Source organism: Leptolyngbya sp. Cla-17, from assembly GCF_016807185.1.
Taxonomy (GTDB): Bacteria; Cyanobacteriota; Cyanobacteriia; order Leptolyngbyales; family Leptolyngbyaceae; genus ULC077BIN1.
Window position 1 is genome coordinate 1 of sequence record NZ_JAEVYN010000006.1, and the last position, 17,636, is coordinate 17,636.

13 protein-coding genes are annotated in these 17,636 nt (G+C 52.5%); 3 read left to right on the plus strand and 10 right to left on the minus strand.

Translation table 11 applies throughout. The annotated features are described in order from the left end of the window. The 3 genes from JOY44_RS28890 to JOY44_RS28900 form a co-directional block, all read right to left on the minus strand. The coding region (locus tag JOY44_RS28890; RefSeq protein ID WP_203032217.1) for an FG-GAP repeat domain-containing protein at window positions 1–8,764 on the minus strand (8,764 nt) is incomplete at its 3' end. A gap of 847 nt (window positions 8,765–9,611) precedes the next feature. After that, a complete protein-coding gene (locus tag JOY44_RS28895) occupies window positions 9,612–10,253 on the minus strand; it encodes an IS630 family transposase (protein ID WP_171571819.1) in 642 nt (213 codons plus the stop codon). After that, on the minus strand, window positions 10,166–10,435 hold the full coding sequence (locus JOY44_RS28900) for a hypothetical protein (RefSeq protein WP_171576879.1): 270 nt from the start codon (window positions 10,433–10,435) through the stop codon (window positions 10,166–10,168). The genes JOY44_RS28895 and JOY44_RS28900 overlap by 88 nt, the downstream gene beginning before the upstream one ends. Before the next feature lie 22 nt (window positions 10,436–10,457). Between JOY44_RS28900 and JOY44_RS28905 the strand changes: the two genes are divergently transcribed. Continuing rightward, window positions 10,458–11,024, plus strand: coding sequence for an IS630 family transposase (locus JOY44_RS28905; RefSeq protein WP_171576880.1), 567 nt, complete (start codon window positions 10,458–10,460; stop codon window positions 11,022–11,024). A gap of 857 nt (window positions 11,025–11,881) precedes the next feature. Here JOY44_RS28905 and JOY44_RS28910 read toward each other — a convergent pair. From JOY44_RS28910 to JOY44_RS28940, 7 genes are all read right to left on the minus strand, one after another. Then, window positions 11,882–12,418 carry a hypothetical protein gene (locus tag JOY44_RS28910; protein WP_171576881.1) on the minus strand — a complete coding sequence of 179 codons (537 nt, stop codon included), beginning with the start codon at window positions 12,416–12,418 and terminating at the stop codon, window positions 11,882–11,884. Between the two features lie 231 nt (window positions 12,419–12,649). Continuing rightward, window positions 12,650–12,799 carry a hypothetical protein gene (locus JOY44_RS28915; protein ID WP_203032218.1) on the minus strand — a complete coding sequence of 50 codons (150 nt, stop codon included), beginning with the start codon at window positions 12,797–12,799 and terminating at the stop codon, window positions 12,650–12,652. A gap of 101 nt (window positions 12,800–12,900) precedes the next feature. After that, window positions 12,901–13,449 carry a hypothetical protein gene (locus tag JOY44_RS28920; RefSeq protein ID WP_171576882.1) on the minus strand — a complete coding sequence of 183 codons (549 nt, stop codon included), beginning with the start codon at window positions 13,447–13,449 and terminating at the stop codon, window positions 12,901–12,903. Next, the gene (locus tag JOY44_RS28925; protein ID WP_171576883.1) at window positions 13,392–14,699 is read right to left on the minus strand and encodes a hypothetical protein; all 1,308 of its coding nucleotides are present in this window, start codon (window positions 14,697–14,699) and stop codon (window positions 13,392–13,394) included. The genes JOY44_RS28920 and JOY44_RS28925 overlap by 58 nt, the downstream gene beginning before the upstream one ends. Beyond that, window positions 14,699–15,331 (minus strand): hypothetical protein, encoded by a 633-nt coding sequence (locus JOY44_RS28930; RefSeq protein WP_171576884.1) that lies wholly within the window; start codon window positions 15,329–15,331, stop codon window positions 14,699–14,701. The genes JOY44_RS28925 and JOY44_RS28930 overlap by 1 nt, the downstream gene beginning before the upstream one ends. A 1-nt stretch (window position 15,332) precedes the next feature. Next, window positions 15,333–15,758 carry a hypothetical protein gene (locus JOY44_RS28935; protein ID WP_171576885.1) on the minus strand — a complete coding sequence of 142 codons (426 nt, stop codon included), beginning with the start codon at window positions 15,756–15,758 and terminating at the stop codon, window positions 15,333–15,335. A gap of 14 nt (window positions 15,759–15,772) precedes the next feature. Next, window positions 15,773–16,315 carry a hypothetical protein gene (locus JOY44_RS28940; RefSeq protein WP_171576886.1) on the minus strand — a complete coding sequence of 181 codons (543 nt, stop codon included), beginning with the start codon at window positions 16,313–16,315 and terminating at the stop codon, window positions 15,773–15,775. A 509-nt stretch (window positions 16,316–16,824) separates the two neighbouring features. Between JOY44_RS28940 and JOY44_RS28945 the strand changes: the two genes are divergently transcribed. Further along, complete coding sequence (locus JOY44_RS28945; protein WP_171576875.1) at window positions 16,825–17,028, plus strand: hypothetical protein; 204 nt, start codon at window positions 16,825–16,827, stop codon at window positions 17,026–17,028. 12 nt (window positions 17,029–17,040) lie between these two features. Continuing rightward, window positions 17,041–17,616 carry a Uma2 family endonuclease gene (locus JOY44_RS28950; RefSeq protein WP_171576887.1) on the plus strand — a complete coding sequence of 192 codons (576 nt, stop codon included), beginning with the start codon at window positions 17,041–17,043 and terminating at the stop codon, window positions 17,614–17,616. The last annotated feature ends 20 nt before the right edge of the window (window positions 17,617–17,636 follow it).

A 17,636-nucleotide genomic window follows, 5' to 3' on the forward strand; every position in this document is an offset into this window, starting at 1 on the left:
TGGGTTGGGAGGTGAGGATTACGGTGTAGGTGTCGGTTGCGCCACCTTCGGTAATCGCGGTAGTGCCATCTAATTGGGTAATCGTGACTCCAGCGGTGTCGTTGTCGGCGATGGTGACTGGAACAGAATTAATCGTAATCCCGTTGTAGTTGGCATCAGTGCTGGTGGCGGTGTGGGTAATCGTGCCACTGTGATTGCCTTCAGCCACGTTGTCATTGACGGCGCTGACGGTAACTGTTTGAGCAACATTCCAGTTGGCAGCGGTGAAGGTGAGCGTGTTGCTGTTGGTGCTGGTTTGGGTGCCAGGGTTCAGGGTGACAGTAACATCGGCGGTGGGTTGGGAGGCGAGGATTACGGTGTAGGTGTCGGTTGCGCCACCTTCGGTAATCGCGGTAGTGCCGCCACTTTGGGTAATCGTGACTCCAGCGGTGTCGTTGTCGGTAATTGCAGCGGTAACGGAGACAATCGGGATGTTGTTGTAGTTAGGGTCCGTGCTGGTGGCGGTGTGGGCGATGGTGCCACTGTGAATCCCTTCAGCCACGTTGTCATTGACGGCGCTGACGGTAACTGTTTGAGCAACATTCCAGTTGGCAGCGGTGAAGGTGAGGGTAGGAGCGCTGGTTGTGGTTTGAGCACCGGGATCTAGAGTGATGGTGACATCACTGGTGGGTTGGGAGGTGAGAACAACGGTATAGGTATCGGTTGCGCCGCCCTCGGTGATTGTGGTGGTGCCGCCACTTTGGGTAATCGTGATTCCAGCGGTGTCGTTGTCGGCGATGGTGACTGGAACAGAACCAATCGTAATCCCGTTGTAGTTGGCATCAGTGCTGGTGGCAGTGTGAGTAATCGTGCCACTGTGATTGCCTTCGGCGATGTTGTCATCGACGGCGCTGACGGTAACTGTTTGAGCAACATTCCAGTTGGCAGCGGTGAAGGTGAGCGTGTTGCTGTTGGTGCTGGTTTGGGTGCCAGGGTTCAGGGTGACAGTAACATCGGCGGTGGGTTGGGAGGTGAGGATTACGGTGTAGGTGTCGGTTGCGCCACCTTCGGTAATCGCGGTAGTGCCGCCACTTTGGGTAATCGTGATTCCAGCGGTGTCGTTGTCGGTAATTGCAGCGGTAACGGAGACAATCGGGATGTTGTTGTAGTTAGGGTCCGTGCTGGTGGCAGTGTGGGCGATGGTGCCACTGTGAATCCCTTCAGCCACGTTGTCATTGACGGCGCTGACGGTAACTGTTTGAGCAACATTCCAATTGGCAGCGGTGAAGGTGAGGGTAGGAGCGCTGGTTGTGGTTTGAGCACCGGGATCTAGAGTGATGGTGACATCACTGGTGGGTTGGGAGGTGAGAACAACGGTATAGGTATCGGTTGCGCCGCCCTCGGTGATTGTGGTGGTGCCGCCACTTTGGGTAATCGTGATTCCAGCGGTGTCGTTGTCGGCGATGGTGACTGGAACAGAATTAATCGTAATCCCGTTGTAGTTGGCATCAGTGCTGGTGGCGGTGTGGGTAATCGTGCCACTGTGAGTGCCTTCAGCCACGTTGTCATTGACGGCGCTGACGGTAACTGTTTGAGCAACATTCCAGTTGGCAGCGGTGAAGGTGAGCGTGTTGCTGTTGGTGCTGGTTTGAGCGCCAGGGTTCAGGGTGACAGTAACATCGGCGGTGGGTTGGGAGGTGAGGATTACGGTGTAGGTGTCGGTTGCGCCACCTTCGGTAATCGCGGTAGTGCCATCTAATTGGGTGATGGTGATTCCAGCGGTGTCGTTGTCGGCGATGGTGACTGGAACAGAATTAATCGTAATCCCGTTGTAGTTGGCATCAGTGCTGGTGGCGGTGTGGGTAATCGTGCCACTGTGATTGCCTTCGGCGATGTTGTCATTGACGGCGCTGACGGTAACTGTTTGAGCAACATTCCAGTTGGCAGCGGTGAAGGTGAGCGTGTTGCTGTTGGTGCTGGTTTGGGTGCCAGGGTTCAGGGTGACAGTAACATCGGCGGTGGGTTGGGAGGCGAGGATTACGGTGTAGGTGTCGGTTGCGCCACCTTCGGTAATCGCGGTAGTGCCGCCACTTTGGGTAATCGTGACTCCAGCGGTGTCGTTGTCGGCGATGGTGACTGGAACAGAATTAATCGTAATCCCGTTGTAGTTGGCATCAGTGCTGGTGGCGGTGTGGGTAATCGTGCCACTGTGATTGCCTTCAGCCACGTTGTCATCGACGGCGCTGACGGTAACTGTTTGAGCAACATTCCAGTTGGCAGCGGTGAAGGTGAGCGTGTTGCTGTTGGTGCTGGTTTGGGTGCCAGGGTTCAGGGTGACAGTAACATCGGCGGTGGGTTGGGAGGTGAGGATTACGGTGTAGGTGTCGGTTGCGCCACCTTCGGTAATCGCGGTAGTGCCGCCACTTTGGGTAATCGTGACTCCAGCGGTGTCGTTGTCGGTAATTGCAGCGGTAACGGAGACAATCGGGATGTTGTTGTAGTTAGGGTCCGTGCTGGTGGCAGTGTGGGCGATGGTGCCACTGTGATTGCCTTCAGCCACGTTGTCATTGACGGCGCTGACGGTAACTGTTTGAGCAACATTCCAGTTGGCAGCGGTGAAGGTGAGCGTGTTGCTGTTGGTGCTGGTTTGAGCGCCAGGGTTCAGGGTGACAGTAACATCGGCGGTGGGTTGGGAGGTGAGGATTACGGTGTAGGTGTCGGTTGCGCCACCTTCGGTAATCGCGGTAGTGCCGCCACTTTGGGTAATCGTGACTCCAGCGGTGTCGTTGTCGGTAATTGCAGCGGTAACGGAGACAATCGGGATGTTGTTGTAGTTAGGGTCCGTGCTGGTGGCAGTGTGGGCGATGGTGCCACTGTGAATCCCTTCAGCCACGTTGTCATTGACGGCGCTGACGGTAACTGTTTGAGCAACATTCCAATTGGCAGCGGTGAAGGTGAGGGTAGGAGCGCTGGTTGTGGTTTGAGCACCGGGATCTAGAGTGATGGTGACATCACTGGTGGGTTGGGAGGTGAGAACAACGGTATAGGTATCGGTTGCGCCGCCCTCGGTGATTGTGGTGGTGCCGCCACTTTGGGTAATCGTGATTCCAGCGGTGTCGTTGTCGGCGATGGTGACTGGAACAGAATTAATCGTAATCCCGTTGTAGTTGGCATCAGTGCTGGTGGCGGTGTGGGTAATCGTGCCACTGTGATTGCCTTCAGCCACGTTGTCATTGACGGCGCTGACGGTAACTGTTTGAGCAACATTCCAGTTGGCAGCGGTGAAGGTGAGCGTGTTGCTGTTGGTGCTGGTTTGGGTGCCAGGGTTCAGGGTGACAGTAACATCGGCGGTGGGTTGGGAGGTGAGGATTACGGTGTAGGTATCGGTTGCACCGCCTTCGGTGATTGCGGTGGTGCCGCCACTTTGGGTAATCGTGACTCCAGCGGTGTCGTTGTCGGTGATGGTGACTGGAACGGAGCCAGCAGTAATGTTGTAGTTGGGGTCGGTGCTGGTGGCAGTGTGGGTGATGGTGCCACTGTGAGTGCCCTCAGCCACATTGTCATCGATGGCAGTCACGGTGACGGTCTGAGCAACGTTCCAGTTGGCGGCGGTGAAGGTGAGGGTGTTGGTATTGGTGCTGGTTTGAGCACCGGGATTTAGGGTGATGGTGACATCACTGGTGGGTTGGGAGGTGAGGACTACGGTGTAGGTCTCGGTATCGGTTGCGCCGCCTTCAGTCACTGCGGTATTGCCCGCACTTTGGATAATGCTGACTCCGGCGTTGTCGTTGTCGGTAATAGCAATCGCTTGAGTGGTGGTGCCGAGGGTGATGCCACTGGAGGGATTGCTGAGAGTTAGGGTGGCGGTTTCTAGTCCTTCCGCTATGGCATCGTTGACGACGGTGAAGGTAACAGAACCCGTGGTTTGCCCGGTGGGAATAGTGATAGTGGAGTTGCTGAGGGTATAGTCACCAGCAGTGATGCCTGTGCTGGAAACACCAAGGCTGACGGTTTGGTCGCCAGAGACTGCACTAGAAGCAGTGGCGGTGACGGTGATGAGGGTGGTGTCTGCTTCTGTGCCTGCGGTGGTGCTGACGGAGAGGTTGACGGTGGGCGCATCGGCAATGGTGAGGGTGGCAGTGGGGGCATTGTTCAGCAGCACCGAGACATTGCCATTGACATTGTTTGCGGCGGCAAAATCCGCCTTGCCATCGCCATTAAAGTCGCCGATCGCCACAGAAATGGGATTTGACCCAACCACAACGTTGGGGGTAGCCGTGAAGCCGCCCAGTCCATCACCCAGGCGGATCGAGACATTTCCACTGCCAAAGTTTGCGGCGGCAAAATCCGCTTTGCCATCGCCATTAAAGTCGCCGATCGCCACGGAACGGGGAGATGCCCCAACCACGACGTTGGTGGTGCCCGTGAAGCCGCCCAGTCCATCACCCAGGCGGATCGAGACATTTCCACTGCCAAAGTTTGCGGCGGCAAAATCCGCCTTGCCATCGCCATTAAAGTCGCCGATCGCCACAGAAATGGGATTTGACCCAACCACAACGTTGGGGGTAGCCGTGAAGCCGCCCAGTCCATCACCCAGGCGGATCGAGACATTTCCACTGCCAAAGTTTGCGGCGGCAAAATCCGCCTTGCCATCGCCATTAAAGTCGCCGATCGCCACAGAAACGGGACTTGACCCAACCACGACGTTGGGGGTAGCCGTGAAGCCGCCCAGTCCATCACCCAGGCGGATCGAGACATTGCCATTGCCATTGTTTGCGGCGGCAAAATCCGCCTTGCCATCGCCATTAAAGTCGCCGATCGCCACGGACCAGGGATTTGACCCAACCGCGACGTTGGGGGTAGCCGTGAAGCCGCCCAGTCCATCACCCAGGCGGATCGAGACATTTCCACTGCCATTGTTTGCGGCGGCAAAATCCGCCTTGCCATCGCCATTAAAGTCGCCGATCGCCACGGAATAGGGATTTGACCCAACCACGACGTTGGGGGTAGCCGTGAAGCCGCCCAGTCCATCACCCAGGCGGATCGAGACATTGCCATTGCCATTGTTTGCGGCGGCAAAATCCGCCTTGCCATCGCCATTGAAGTCGCCGATCGCCACGGACCAGGGATTTGACCCGACCGCGACGGGGGTGGCAGCAGTAAACGGGGTGGTGGAGTTGTAGCTCGTGGTGTAGCCGCTCCCTGCTGCCAGGTTGAGTTTGACCGTTTCGTTGGGGTCGGCAATGCCATCGTTGACGGCATTAACCAGGAGAGTGGCGCTGGTTTGTCCGGCGGCAATGGTGAAACTCGTACCTGCGACCGCAGCGATGTTGGTGCCTGCGGATAATGTGTAGTCAGCGGGGTTGGTGGCGGTGCTGCCCGCGAGGGTGTAGTTAATGGTTAAGCCGCCCGTCGGGGCAGGGGCATTGAGGGTGACGGTGTAAGTGCCCTGGGTGCTGACTTCAGCGGGGTTGATGCCTGCCGCAAGGTTGACAACGGGTAGGAAATCGTTGTCGATCAGGGTGATGGTGCGGCTAGGGGTGCTGCCGAGGACAATGCCGTTAGAGGGATTGCTGAGGGTGAGGGTGGCAATTTCGTTGCCTTCGACCAGGACATCATCCACGACGGTGAAGGTGGCAGTCCCGGTGGTTTGTCCCGCAAGAATGGTGATGGTGGGGCTGCTGAAGCTGTAGTCGCCTGTGGTGATGCCTGTGCCAGAAACACCGAGGCTGACGGTTTGGTTACCAACAACCGCACTAGAGGCTGTGGCAATGACAGTGACAACAGTAGTGCCGGCTTCACTGCCTGCGGCGGTGCTAACGGAGAGGTTGACGGCAGGAAAGTCGTTGTCGGTGATTGTGACTAGAACAGGATTAATCGTAATCCCGTTGTATTTGGCATCAGTGCTGCTGGCGGTGTGGGTGATGGTGCCAGTATGAGCGCCTTCGACGATACTGTCATCTACAGCGCTGACGGCGATAGTTTGAGCGGTGTTCCAGTTGGCAGCGGTGAAGGTGAGCGTGTTGGTATTGGTGCTGGTTTGAGCGCCGGGATTTAGGTTGATGGTGACATTGGCGGTGGGCTGGGAGGTCAGGACGACGGTGTAGGTGTCGATCGCACCGCCTTCGGTGACCGTAGTGCCGTCTACCTGAGTGATGGTGACTCCAGCGGTGTCGTCATCGGTAATCGCTGCGGTGACAGAATCAATCGTAATCCCGTTGTATTTAGCATCGGTGCTGGTGGCGGTATGGGTGATGGTGTCAGGGTGATTGCCTTCGGCAACATTGTCATCGACGGCGGTGACGGTGATGGTTTGAGCGGTGTTCCAGTTGGCAGCGGTGAAGGTGAGGGTAGGAGCGCTGGTTGTGGTTTGAGCACCGGGATCTAGGGTGATGGTGACATCGGCGGTGGGTTGGGAGGTGAGGGCAACGGTGTAGGTGTCGATGATGCCGCCTTCGGTAATCTCCGTGGTGCCGCCACTTTGAGTGATGGTGACTCCAGCAATGTCGTTGTCGGCGATGGTGACTGGAACAGAACCAATCGTAATCCCGTTGTAGTTAGGGTCCGTGCTGGTGGCGGTGTGGGCGATGGTGCCAGGGTGATTGCCTTCGGCGATGTTGTCATCGACGGCGGTGACGCTAACCGTTTGACCAACGTTCCAATTGGCAGCGGTGAAGGTGAGGGTAGGAGCGCTGGTTGTGGTTTGAGCACCGGGATCTAGAGTGATGGTGACATCACTGGTGGGTTGGGAGGTGAGAACAACGGTATAGGTATCGGTTGCGCCGCCCTCGGTGATTGTGGTGGTGCCGCCACTTTGGGTAATCGTGATTCCAGCGGTGTCGTTGTCGGCGATGGTGACTGGAACAGAATTAATCGTAATCCCGTTGTAGTTGGCATCAGTGCTGGTGGCGGTGTGGGTAATCGTGCCACTGTGATTGCCTTCAGCCACGTTGTCATTGACGGCGCTGACGGTAACTGTTTGAGCAACATTCCAGTTGGCAGCGGTGAAGGTGAGCGTGTTGCTGTTGGTGCTGGTTTGGGTGCCAGGGTTCAGGGTGACAGTAACATCGGCGGTGGGTTGGGAGGCGAGGATTACGGTGTAGGTGTCGGTTGCACCGCCTTCGGTGATTGTGGTGGTGCCATCTAATTGGGTAATCGTGACTCCAGCGGTGTCGTTGTCGGTAATTGCAGCGGTAACGGAGACAATCGGGATGTTGTTGTAGTTAGGGTCCGTGCTGGTGGCAGTGTGGGCGATGGTGCTACTGTGATTGCCTTCAGCCACGTTGTCATTGACGGCGCTGACGGTAACTGTTTGAGCAACATTCCAGTTGGCAGCGGTGAAGGTGAGCGTGTTGCTGTTGGTGCTGGTTTGGGTGCCAGGGTTCAGGGTGACAGTAACATCGGCGGTGGGTTGGGAGGTGAGGATTACGGTGTAGGTGTCGGTTGCGCCACCTTCGGTGATTGTGGTGGTGCCATCTAATTGGGTGATGGTGATTCCAGCGGTGTCGTTGTCGGCGATGGTGATGGCTTGAGTCGTGGTACCGCCGAGGGTGATGCCGGAAGAGGGGCTACTGAGGGTGAGGGTGGCGGTTTCGGTGCCTTCAACCAGGACATCATTGACCACGGTGAAGGTAACAGAACCTGTAGTTTGTCCGTCGGCAATGGTGATGGTGTTGCTGCTGAGGCTGTAATCGCCAGCGGTGATGTCGGTGCCAGACACACCGAGGTTGAGGGTTTGTGCGCCGACAACGGCACTGGAGGCGGTGGCGGTGACGGTGATGAGGGTGGTGCCGGCTTCACTGCCTGCAGTGCTGTTGACTGAAAGGTTAACCGCAGGAAAATCATTGTCGGTGATGGTGATGGCTTGAGTCGTGGTACCGCCGAGGGTGATGCCGGAAGAGGGGCTACTGAGGGTGAAGGTGGCGGTTTCGGTGCCTTCAACCAGGACATCATTGACCACCGTGAAGGTGACAGAACCTGTAGTTTGTCCGTCGGCAATGGTGATGGTGGGGCTACTGAGGCTGTAGTCGCCTGCGGTGATGTCGGTGCCAGACACACCGAGGTTGAGGGTTTGTGCGCCGACAACGGCACTGGAGGCGGTGGCGGTGACGGTGATGAGGGTAGTGCCGACTTCCGTGCCTGCGGCGCTGCTGACGGAGAGGTTGACGAGTGGTAAATTTGTCAGGAAGAAATCGTCGATCGCCAACCCATCCTCCAATTGACCAGCGGCATCGAAGTCTTGCCAGCGAAACCAGAAGGTGGCTCCGGCTGGAATATTCAGACCCGAAAGCGTTGTGGTGATAGCCGTCCGGTTGGCGCTAATATTGCCATCTTTTGCACCTAGAGTCCCTGTCGTAACAGGCGCAGTGAAATCTAGCGTATCAACATTTGTCCAGGTGCCTGTGGACAAGGATGTTGCATTCAAGCTGTATTGAAAATCCAGGCGATCCGTTCGACCTGTTGCACCTAAACGCCATTGTTCCCCGGTGTAGCTGACTTGAAGTGCAGTGATTGGGCTACCAGTAGTATTGGTAAAGCTGGCACCAAATGAGGGAAACACAGTATTAGACCGTAACAAGCCCAACGCTCGTTCGGTGTTGCCCGCCGCAGTCCCATAGCTGTAGGTATCTCCATTGTTTGAACCACCATTATCACCCGCGTATAAACTATTGGCTCCTCCTCCAGTTTCTGAAATAACCCAATCTGTTGGAAGGGTGCTACTAAGTCCTGTGGTTGTCAGAGTATCGAAGTTTTGGGTGTACGAGCCAGTGAAGTTAACGGGCATGAATGGACGCTCCAGGGATTGAGGTAGTTAGGCGGGGCAGGAAAGTGAGCGTAGTGAGATTTTTAGACAGGATAGAGCGATCGTGTATCATCGAATACCTTAACCGTGAGTTCTCAGTGGTATCCGCATATCCTGGTGACGCTTATGAAAGAGATATTTTATGGAAGATACGCTTTATGAAAGCCTTACCCAGCCTATGACAATCAAACATTCCAGATTTTTTGGATAGGTTTTAACGTTTCAGAGCTACTCCTCTGCATACTTTCACAGAAATGAAGTATTCACCACTACTGAAACTACCCAGAATTCCTAACTACAAGATGACCAAAATCCCGTGAATTTCTAGGTGTAAATTGTTTGAATGTATGCACGTCCTACTTAAAAACTGCTAGACATTCGAGTTCTTGAAGAACTTGAATGTCTAGTGAAAACTGGAAGTTTAAGAGTATGGCTGTTCTAATAAACCGCTAAGGTTGTAAAGTCACCTGACGGAATTGCTTTAGGTAAAAAGGTTTGATCGGAGCGATCGCGCAAGCGCTGACGTGTCAACTCGCAGCTCAGTGGTTTTGATTCCGCTGTAGATGGCGTAAAGGTAGCGAAACCTTGCCCCTCCATGGCTGATGTGGCGCAAATTATTGCCTACGTCATGACACAGGGCTGTACCGAAGCGATTTTGATCTATCCAGAACCGTTACAAAAATCGTTGAACGTACGGTGCAAAATATTCGCGTCTGCACCCTTACTTTTGCGGTAAATGGGGATCTGAAGCAGGCAGGCAGCAGTTTTTTGGAGAGCTTGTTTGAGTAGACTTGCTTATTTGCGATCGCAGTTACGGCGGATTGCAGTGTTAAGAGGGACAGTAACAGCAGTGTGCAAACCAGTTGTGCAAATGTTGAGGATCTATCAAATCCATCGCTGTGGCAATGAGGGTATCTACCCTTTTCGAGGTTGTCGGCGAGAACTGTCTTAGGAAAGCCTTTAACTGTGACCACCAATGCTCAATCGGATTAAATTCGGGAGAGTAAGGAGACAGATACAGAACCTTCGCTCCAACCGCCTCAATTAAAGGTGCAATGGCTTTTACCTTGTGAGCAGGCAGGTTATCCATGACCACGACAGCCCCTTTCCACAGTTGAGGCACAAGACACTTTGAGACGTACACCTCAAAGACAACCGCGTCCATCGACTGATCTATCGTCATCACAGCCAGCACCTTTGAGACGGTAATCGCGCCCATGACACTCACCTTCTTGCCCCGATAAAAAGGTTTGAAGTCATACGCTCGTTCCCCAGGTGCAGCACGGGCATGGGTTCGCATGAGTCCCAGTAGAACACCCATCTCATCGAGAAACACTAAATCTTTGAGTTCTATACTCGTCACCTGTGCCCAGTACTCCTGTCTCAGGAGTTGGACTCGTTCGCTGGTGGCTTGGCTGGAGCGGAGCGTTTTTTTTTGCGCGGTAAATTGAGTCTCTGAAAGGTTCGGCACATAGTACTTTGGCTAACCCATAGCCCAGTCTCATCAAAGAGTAGCTCACAATATTCCGCTAAGGTCGCATCGCGCTGGTTCTCGAAGATCGCCACTAACTGGTCTTTGTGCTCCATCACAGGACTCACCGAACCACCCTGCTTATGGGGAACGACGTGACCTTCTGTGCGCTTCTGAATCATCCATCTCTCGACGCACCAGAAAGTGGAGCAAGTGCAAGCCGACCATCCCGACGACGACGTTGAAACCTGGTTTGAAGACGAACATCGACTGGGCTTGCAACCGGTGTTGCGACGGGTGTGGGTGGAACAAGATGAGCAACCGATTGCTACCGTCAACTGGAAACGCGAATGGTTATGGCTGTATGCCTTTGTCCACCCTCAAACCGGAGAAACCTACTGGTGGCTGTTACCCTATGTCAACACGGACCTATTCAATCAAGTGCTCCAGGACTTTGCTGAGCATTTCAAGGTGGGCATAACCAAGCAAGTGATTCTCTCGGTTGATCAGGCAGGATGGCATCTGAGCAAAGCCTTGCAGGTGCCAGAAGGCATTCATTTGTTCCCCCTGCCACCCTATTCACCAGAATTACAACCCGCCGAGCGCTTGTGGGTGCTTGTGGATGAGCCATTGGTCAATACAGCGTTTGACTCCATTGCACAGGTTGAACAGATTATCTACCAGCGCTGTCAAAGCTTACTCAAGCAGCAAGAATTGATTCGTGGACTCACCTCTTACTACTGGTTGCCAGATGTAAAGGCTGTATCTTAATTATGGGTATTCATCCTGACTTGATATAAAAGATTGATTTTACGTTGTTTTAGCTTTCTTACTGCAACTAGAGCAAACTACGTAAGCGGGACAGTTTGTCCTTAGCGACCATTTTTTCTCGGCTGCTATACAAAAGCGAGCAAGTCGTGTAACCGCTACCCCTATTGGATTAGCAGGATCAGGTTAGGTGACATAACGGTTACGCTACCTCCATTAGATTTTAATACTCTGAAAACCTTTGTCTGTAGAGCATTCGGTTTTCTAGTATTCACGCTTCACTAGTTCTTCACTAATATTCTTATAAAGATCATGCAGGGAAAGGTGCTCAAATTTATCCACTGGGAGTCTAGAAAACCAGGAATGTTGTGAGTCTTGAAAAGCTAGCAAGCTACTTACTATTTTGACTCAAGCTGAAGACCTGCAAGCAAGAATTAAACTCTATGAGACCAAAGAAACGCTCTAATTAACACCATAATCCTGCTGAGAGCTTAGCAGGTTAAATACCATAGGAAAACTCCCTCAAGAGAGAACTACGCTATCTCGCGGGTGTCTTGTTCTACTGTACGAGGACGGCACATTTGAAAGACTGTCTCTTACAGCAGGACTGCTAATCGCAACTTGCCTAACAATCTAAATGCCAAAAATTTGACAGACGTAGAGTTTTAGCTGAACCTCACTTCTCCCTCAAATCAAAAGAAAAGTCTGAAGTCAAAGCTAATCCTGCCCCATCGTACTGCTTGCACTGAAATTGCTAGCAAGAGCTAGAAGCTATTTGTTGCAGTTGTGAACCAAAGGCACCTTTTGTGGCTCGGTAGCTGCTTTGGTCTGACTTATTGTACAACATTTAATCATTTATTTCACCGAATCCACCGTTTGGCTGGAGGCACTGCGAGGGCCTGCTGACATCGCTCAACCTCCCACTGCCACCGAGGTAGCCCAGAACCGGGAATCGTCATGTCCCGACAATGGGTCCCGACTTTGAACAGCCCCTTTCGCCGCAGTTTACGCAACTGTTCGGCGGAGAGACCCAGGACTTGAGCGGCGTGAGCGGTTGGCAACCAGGCAGAAGGAGGCTGTAGATAGGACTGGATGGAGGTTGCTGCTTCGAGCCGAGTCAGATCATGAACTGGAAGGGTGATTAGGGTCGCAGGGGCAGAGGGGTTGGAGGCGACTGGATCTAAATCGGGTTGGATGTGGTATTCCCAACCGTGGGAACGAATGAAAGTCATGCCGATGATGCAGCCCGTTTGTCGCTGCCAGACCCGTTGGTCATTTTCACCCGCCCATTGCACTCGCTCACCAAAGTGAAACTGAGGTTCGGTGAAATCTAGCTGAGGCACTACCACTAACCAGACTTGGTCAAGCGGATGCGGAGACGTTTTAGAACGAGACATAGTGATCATCCTTTTGTAAAAGTTGTTTGGGTGAATTCTCCAGTCGTCATCTCTCAGGTGCAGCGAAGAGAGACAGGCGAACCGGACTTAGTGAACCGAACTAACTGAGCAAAATTAATGGTTCAGAGCTGAACGATCAATTCTGAGTAGTTCGATGGCAAAGTAGATTAACAGAGCGATTCGGTTGACCAGGGGAAGTTGATCTAATCGGTTTTCTGCGTCAAATCCGTTTCACTTTGTCGGTGCAAAGCTGTGTCCTGGCTGGGTGTCGCGGGTGTGGCGATCTCGCCAGTCCATCAACGATACTCCTAATAAAAACTCCCTAGGTTTATAGCTGAGGGAGTTACTTTTTTCGTAGGTGTGACCAGTAGGTAGCAACACAGGTAGCAGCAGGTTGCAAGTGGGAAGCGCTACCCAGGTAACGGGAGGTAGCAGCCAGGTAGCAGGCGTTACCTCCCCAAAATCGATATGTTTTTCCTTTGCTACCCGCTACCTGTTTCCCACTTGATCCACTCCCCTTTTCCTTCGCTTGGCGTGAAGGTTGATAGTAGATGAAGCTCCATTAGCTCGATTAACGAATGGTCGATCGCTTCCGAATCAAGTGGATTTTTCCGTCTAGCTCTTCCCCAATCTTTCAAGGTAGATACTGCTAATTCCCCACCTTTTGAATGGATATACCGGGCAACATCGTTCAGCGGCTCAGGTAGATCATCAAAGGAATTTTTTGTGGGTAAAACCTCATGAATCACTGTAGGTTCTATAGAATTTAGCCGATAAGAATCTTCCAGTTGTTCAACGGGCGATTCGTTCCCCGATCCCTTTGGGAATCGCGGCATTTCTGGCAGCGGCAACCCGTAGGCAGTGGCGATCTCTTCAACCTTCTTTGGGGTGAGTGCGGTTGCTGCCAACAATTCATCCATGTCATTCCGTTCGCTGCCCACCTCTGCCACTTCAGCCCCTGGACGCAAATCAATCACATTGGGGACGGCTTCCCAAGTGGCAAACTGCGGAATATTGCCAGGTGCAGCCAAAGCAGGGTAAACCGCGTTGCTCGTGAGCCAAACTCTACCCGGCGGTAAGGTTGCCTCATCAAAGGGAATTGCGAGGGTGTCACAGATATTTTTGCAGCCAGTCCGGTCCGGTCCGGTCCGATCGCAGAGATCGCGGTAAACATCGCTCTGTTTGATCGGCCACTAAAACCCAAATCTTCGAGCGTGACAGACTGACCCGACAGCCATACCGCCATGTTGCAGCCTCGCAGCAGGGAAGCTAGAGCTGTAATCTTTGATTTGAATGCCTGTTTCTGCTTGGGGGTGAATAGCCCGATCAGGGCGGTGATCTCTTCAAGCAGCAAAACAAATGGCTCATAATCACCCGGTTGGTTATTGCGGCGGCTGCCTTCGTAGCTAAATAGTTCCAGCGTTGCCATCAAATCTGAAAATATCTGATCATCCTGTTGCAGGCGATCTTTGAGGTAATGCTTTTCCGCCCTGGCCCAATATCCCGCTTCCTCTAGCTTGTTTTTGGGATTGAAGATCCAATAGCGTAAGCTGCGCTCTTTCACACCCAACGAAAGGGCGATCGCTGCCAACATTCCTTTTCCACTGCCAGGAAGACCCGCAAGGATGACAGGTTGGAGTGGCGCAGAGGTGAGCGATCGCAAAAACTCTAGGGCATTGGGCGGTTGAACGGGCGGCGCTTCTCCAAATGCTAAAGCTAATTCATCAAGAGCTTGAGGCAGCATTTTTGGCGCTTCTACTTCCTGCACTTGGGCTTCAATCGCATCCTTACGGCTCAATGCTTCCTGTCGTTCCCACAATCTGAAAGCCACGTAATCAGCCGGCGTAAGGGGAACGGATTCGCCATCATCAAAAGTGAGAATGCCCCGGAGTCCATAGTAGGGATGCTTTTTATCTTTAGTGAAGTTGCACAATTCACAATTGCCGATCATTGGCTCAATCAGGCTGTTGATCGTGTCCTTGCCCCATTCCTTGCACCAGTCCGCGTAGGAATCCGCAATGCTCTTATGCTTGGGCGATAGTTTGTAATGCCATAGCTCATCCCGGCTGTGGCACCAATCCGCATCCTTTACCTTTCCGGTAGAGCGGAACAGCTGATAAACGGTCGCCAATGCCAGGGGCGCGGCAAACAGAACGTTGCCCCCAACCGAAATCAAGATGGTGCCTGCGGTGACAATAGCACTGAGCTTCAGAATGTGCCCTAATCCTTGGGGATTGTAGTCATTCAGCGAGGGGCTTTCACGGGTTGCTAAAGCGCTCATTAGTATTCCCTCACTGGCTTCTGTTCTGCTTTTTGGTACTTGATGGACTGCGGATCAATGATGTTGCTAATCAGGGTTAAACCCAGGATCACCACTTCAACACCAAACACGCCTAACAGCACTCGCATCAAGGCTTTTATGTCTAGCTCTCCCATCTCGTTGAGGGGGGAATACAGCCAACTCATTAGCCCTAAATCGAGCAAATACATCACCCATGAAAAGGCGAGTAGGGCACCTAAAGAACGTTCTACGATGCTGTTGTGTTTTTGCTTGAGGCGCTTAACGGCGGCGCGATCGCGTTCTTCCTCATCCACTTGCGGCGCGGTTTGCATCTTGCTGAGTAGATTCGAGAGGAAGGGGATATTAAATGAGTTGGCGATCGGTAGCAGTTCCACTATTTGGAATATTGCCCACACAATAAACCCAGCAAGGCTGTAGATAACGGCTCCAAAAAAACCGCACACCCCTTGAAAGATGCCCCCAACAAAGGGCATAAACCCTAATACGTCGCAAGTGTCTACACCTTTGGTATCACTGAAAATCAGTTGAGTGACGCTGATATACGGCTCAATATTGCTGACGACGAGAAAAGCCCCGGCAATGATCAAAAGGAATTTAAGCAGCTTCAACATCTTAGATTTCTCCCTTTTGCACTTTCAGGTTCTCATTGCGGAATGCCCGTTCTTGATAGGCTTTCCGCACTCTGGCACTCACGCGAATATCAGAGATAGTGCCATCGGGGGCGACTGTCGCCGTTGCCCCAGTTTCATCGAATAAACAAGTGCCCTTGGCTAAGGGTGTGCGGCTGCGAATATCGAGCGGGGTTTCTCCTTCAATCAAGTTCGGTGTGCCATCGGAGAGCACAAAACCCGAACTACAGTTGCCAAAGCGTTTCTCTGCGATGCGGCTATCTCTGGCAGCACTGCTGGCATTGCGGCTTACGAGGGATTGGGCGTTGATGCCTTCGATTTGCTCACCGCCCTTGAGCAGGAGCAGGACTAGAAAGGATAAGCCCAATACTCCATAGATGATTTTGTCTTGCTGGTCTATCTGGTTCATGGGTTCATCCAAAACTACATGGGCAAGCAACCAAGGGCAGATGAGACGGAGATCGCGGGGATTTCCCAGTCTCCAATGGCATCGAAGGCTTCGACCAAGGCATCGATCGCGGTGGGGGTGACAGTCGCAACGGCTGCGGGCTGGTTCCCTTTGAGTTTCTGTTGAGCCAGGTTCAACAGGTCATGCATGAACAGGTTTTCGTCTTGCAGGTAGGCAACCCGGTCGGATAGGCGATCAAGTACTTCATGGCGGCGCTGTTCGGCTTTGTCGAGGGCGGTGGTAAGTCCAACTAACCGTTCCTGGTTGGCAGTGACTAAGGCAATTTTGGTTTGTTCGGCCACTCGCCCTGCATCGGCTTGAGTCTGTGTAAGGCGAGTGGGGTCAATCCCTCTAGCTTCTACAGGCGGCGTTTTGAATTGGTTCAGGATGGCTTTGGTGTTTTCGTCACTGTAGCGGTGGTCGTCGTCAGTAGGGAGTCCCAGGTCTGCGATCGCCCGTCTCAATTGGGCATCACTCACCGTGCCTGGAATCATTCGCCGGATTTGATGGCGTTTCATAACTGTTAACTCCTTAAATATCGGGAAGATTGGAGGTTTTACCCCCTTGTGAATAGTGAATGCAAAGTCTCATTAGCCGCTGCAAGTCGGATTCGGAATACCGGAATTTGGGTGAGATGGATAGCTCTCCAATCCAGCGGTAGAAAGTGGCTGAAGAGATAGACGGACGAGAAAATATAGCGTTTCCGGCTCCTGTGAGGTACAAACTAAAGGCTCAAACCCTTGCTCTCTATTATTCTGCCCGTACCTCATCCGACAGAAAACCGCTATATACGCCGTTGATGAGAAAGCAAATGAATAATCTCATCCCGGCTATATCCCTCTAGCACCAATGGCTTTACATTTCTCATGGCTGCTTATGGCTTCCTACACGAGTCTCATAAGAATCTCGTCGCGTTTATGATTTGGATGTTAACATAAATCACATCAAATGAATCAATTACCTCATTTGATTCATTTGATTGGTTTGGTGCAAGAATGAGATCAACTTGAATTCAAGGATATGATTTATGCATTCCAAACAGGTGGCTGACAACATGCGGCGTACAACCGTATCATTTGAGGATGATCAGTTTGAGATCCTTGAAAAATGGGCAGATAAGGAGATTCGGACAGTTCCGAACCTCATTCAAGCGATCGTAGTGAGTGTTTTGAGAGGGGAACCGCCAAACGTTCCAGATTTGCCTGACTTAGGGAAGCTGAAGGAAAAGTAAGGGGTGATCTTTATGGCACAACTGCTTCAACAATCCACTGACCAGCGCATCGTCATCCAAGGAACATGGGATCACTTCACACTCATCCAGCAGGGTTTTGAAGCAACCCCCGGTGCCAAATTGTCTTACTACCAAGGGACGATAGAAATTCTCATGCCTGGAGAGGACCACGAATTTTTTGCCCATGTCATCGGCTACTTACTGACAACCTTCTTGTTAAAAAAAGGAATTTCCTTCAAGCCCACAGGAGCAAAAACTCAAGAGATGCCAGGTAAAGCATCCGCTCAGGCGGATCAGTCCTACTGCATCGGTGGCTCCAAGCTAATTCCTGATTTGTCCATTGAGATTGTTTTTAGCAGCGGAGCGAATAAGCTACCGCGATACCGAGCCTTGGGCGTGATTGAAGTATGGTTCTGGGATGATGGAGTCCTCACCCTGCATCATCTGCGCGGCAACGAGTATGAGCAGATTGAACGGAGTGAATTACCTGGATTAGATCAGTTGGATGTGAACTTACTAAGGCGCTGCATCTTGATGGCTGAAACTGATTTTGCCGAAGCAGTACAAGTTTTCCAACGGTCGATTTAGAGGAGTTTTTGAAAAACTAC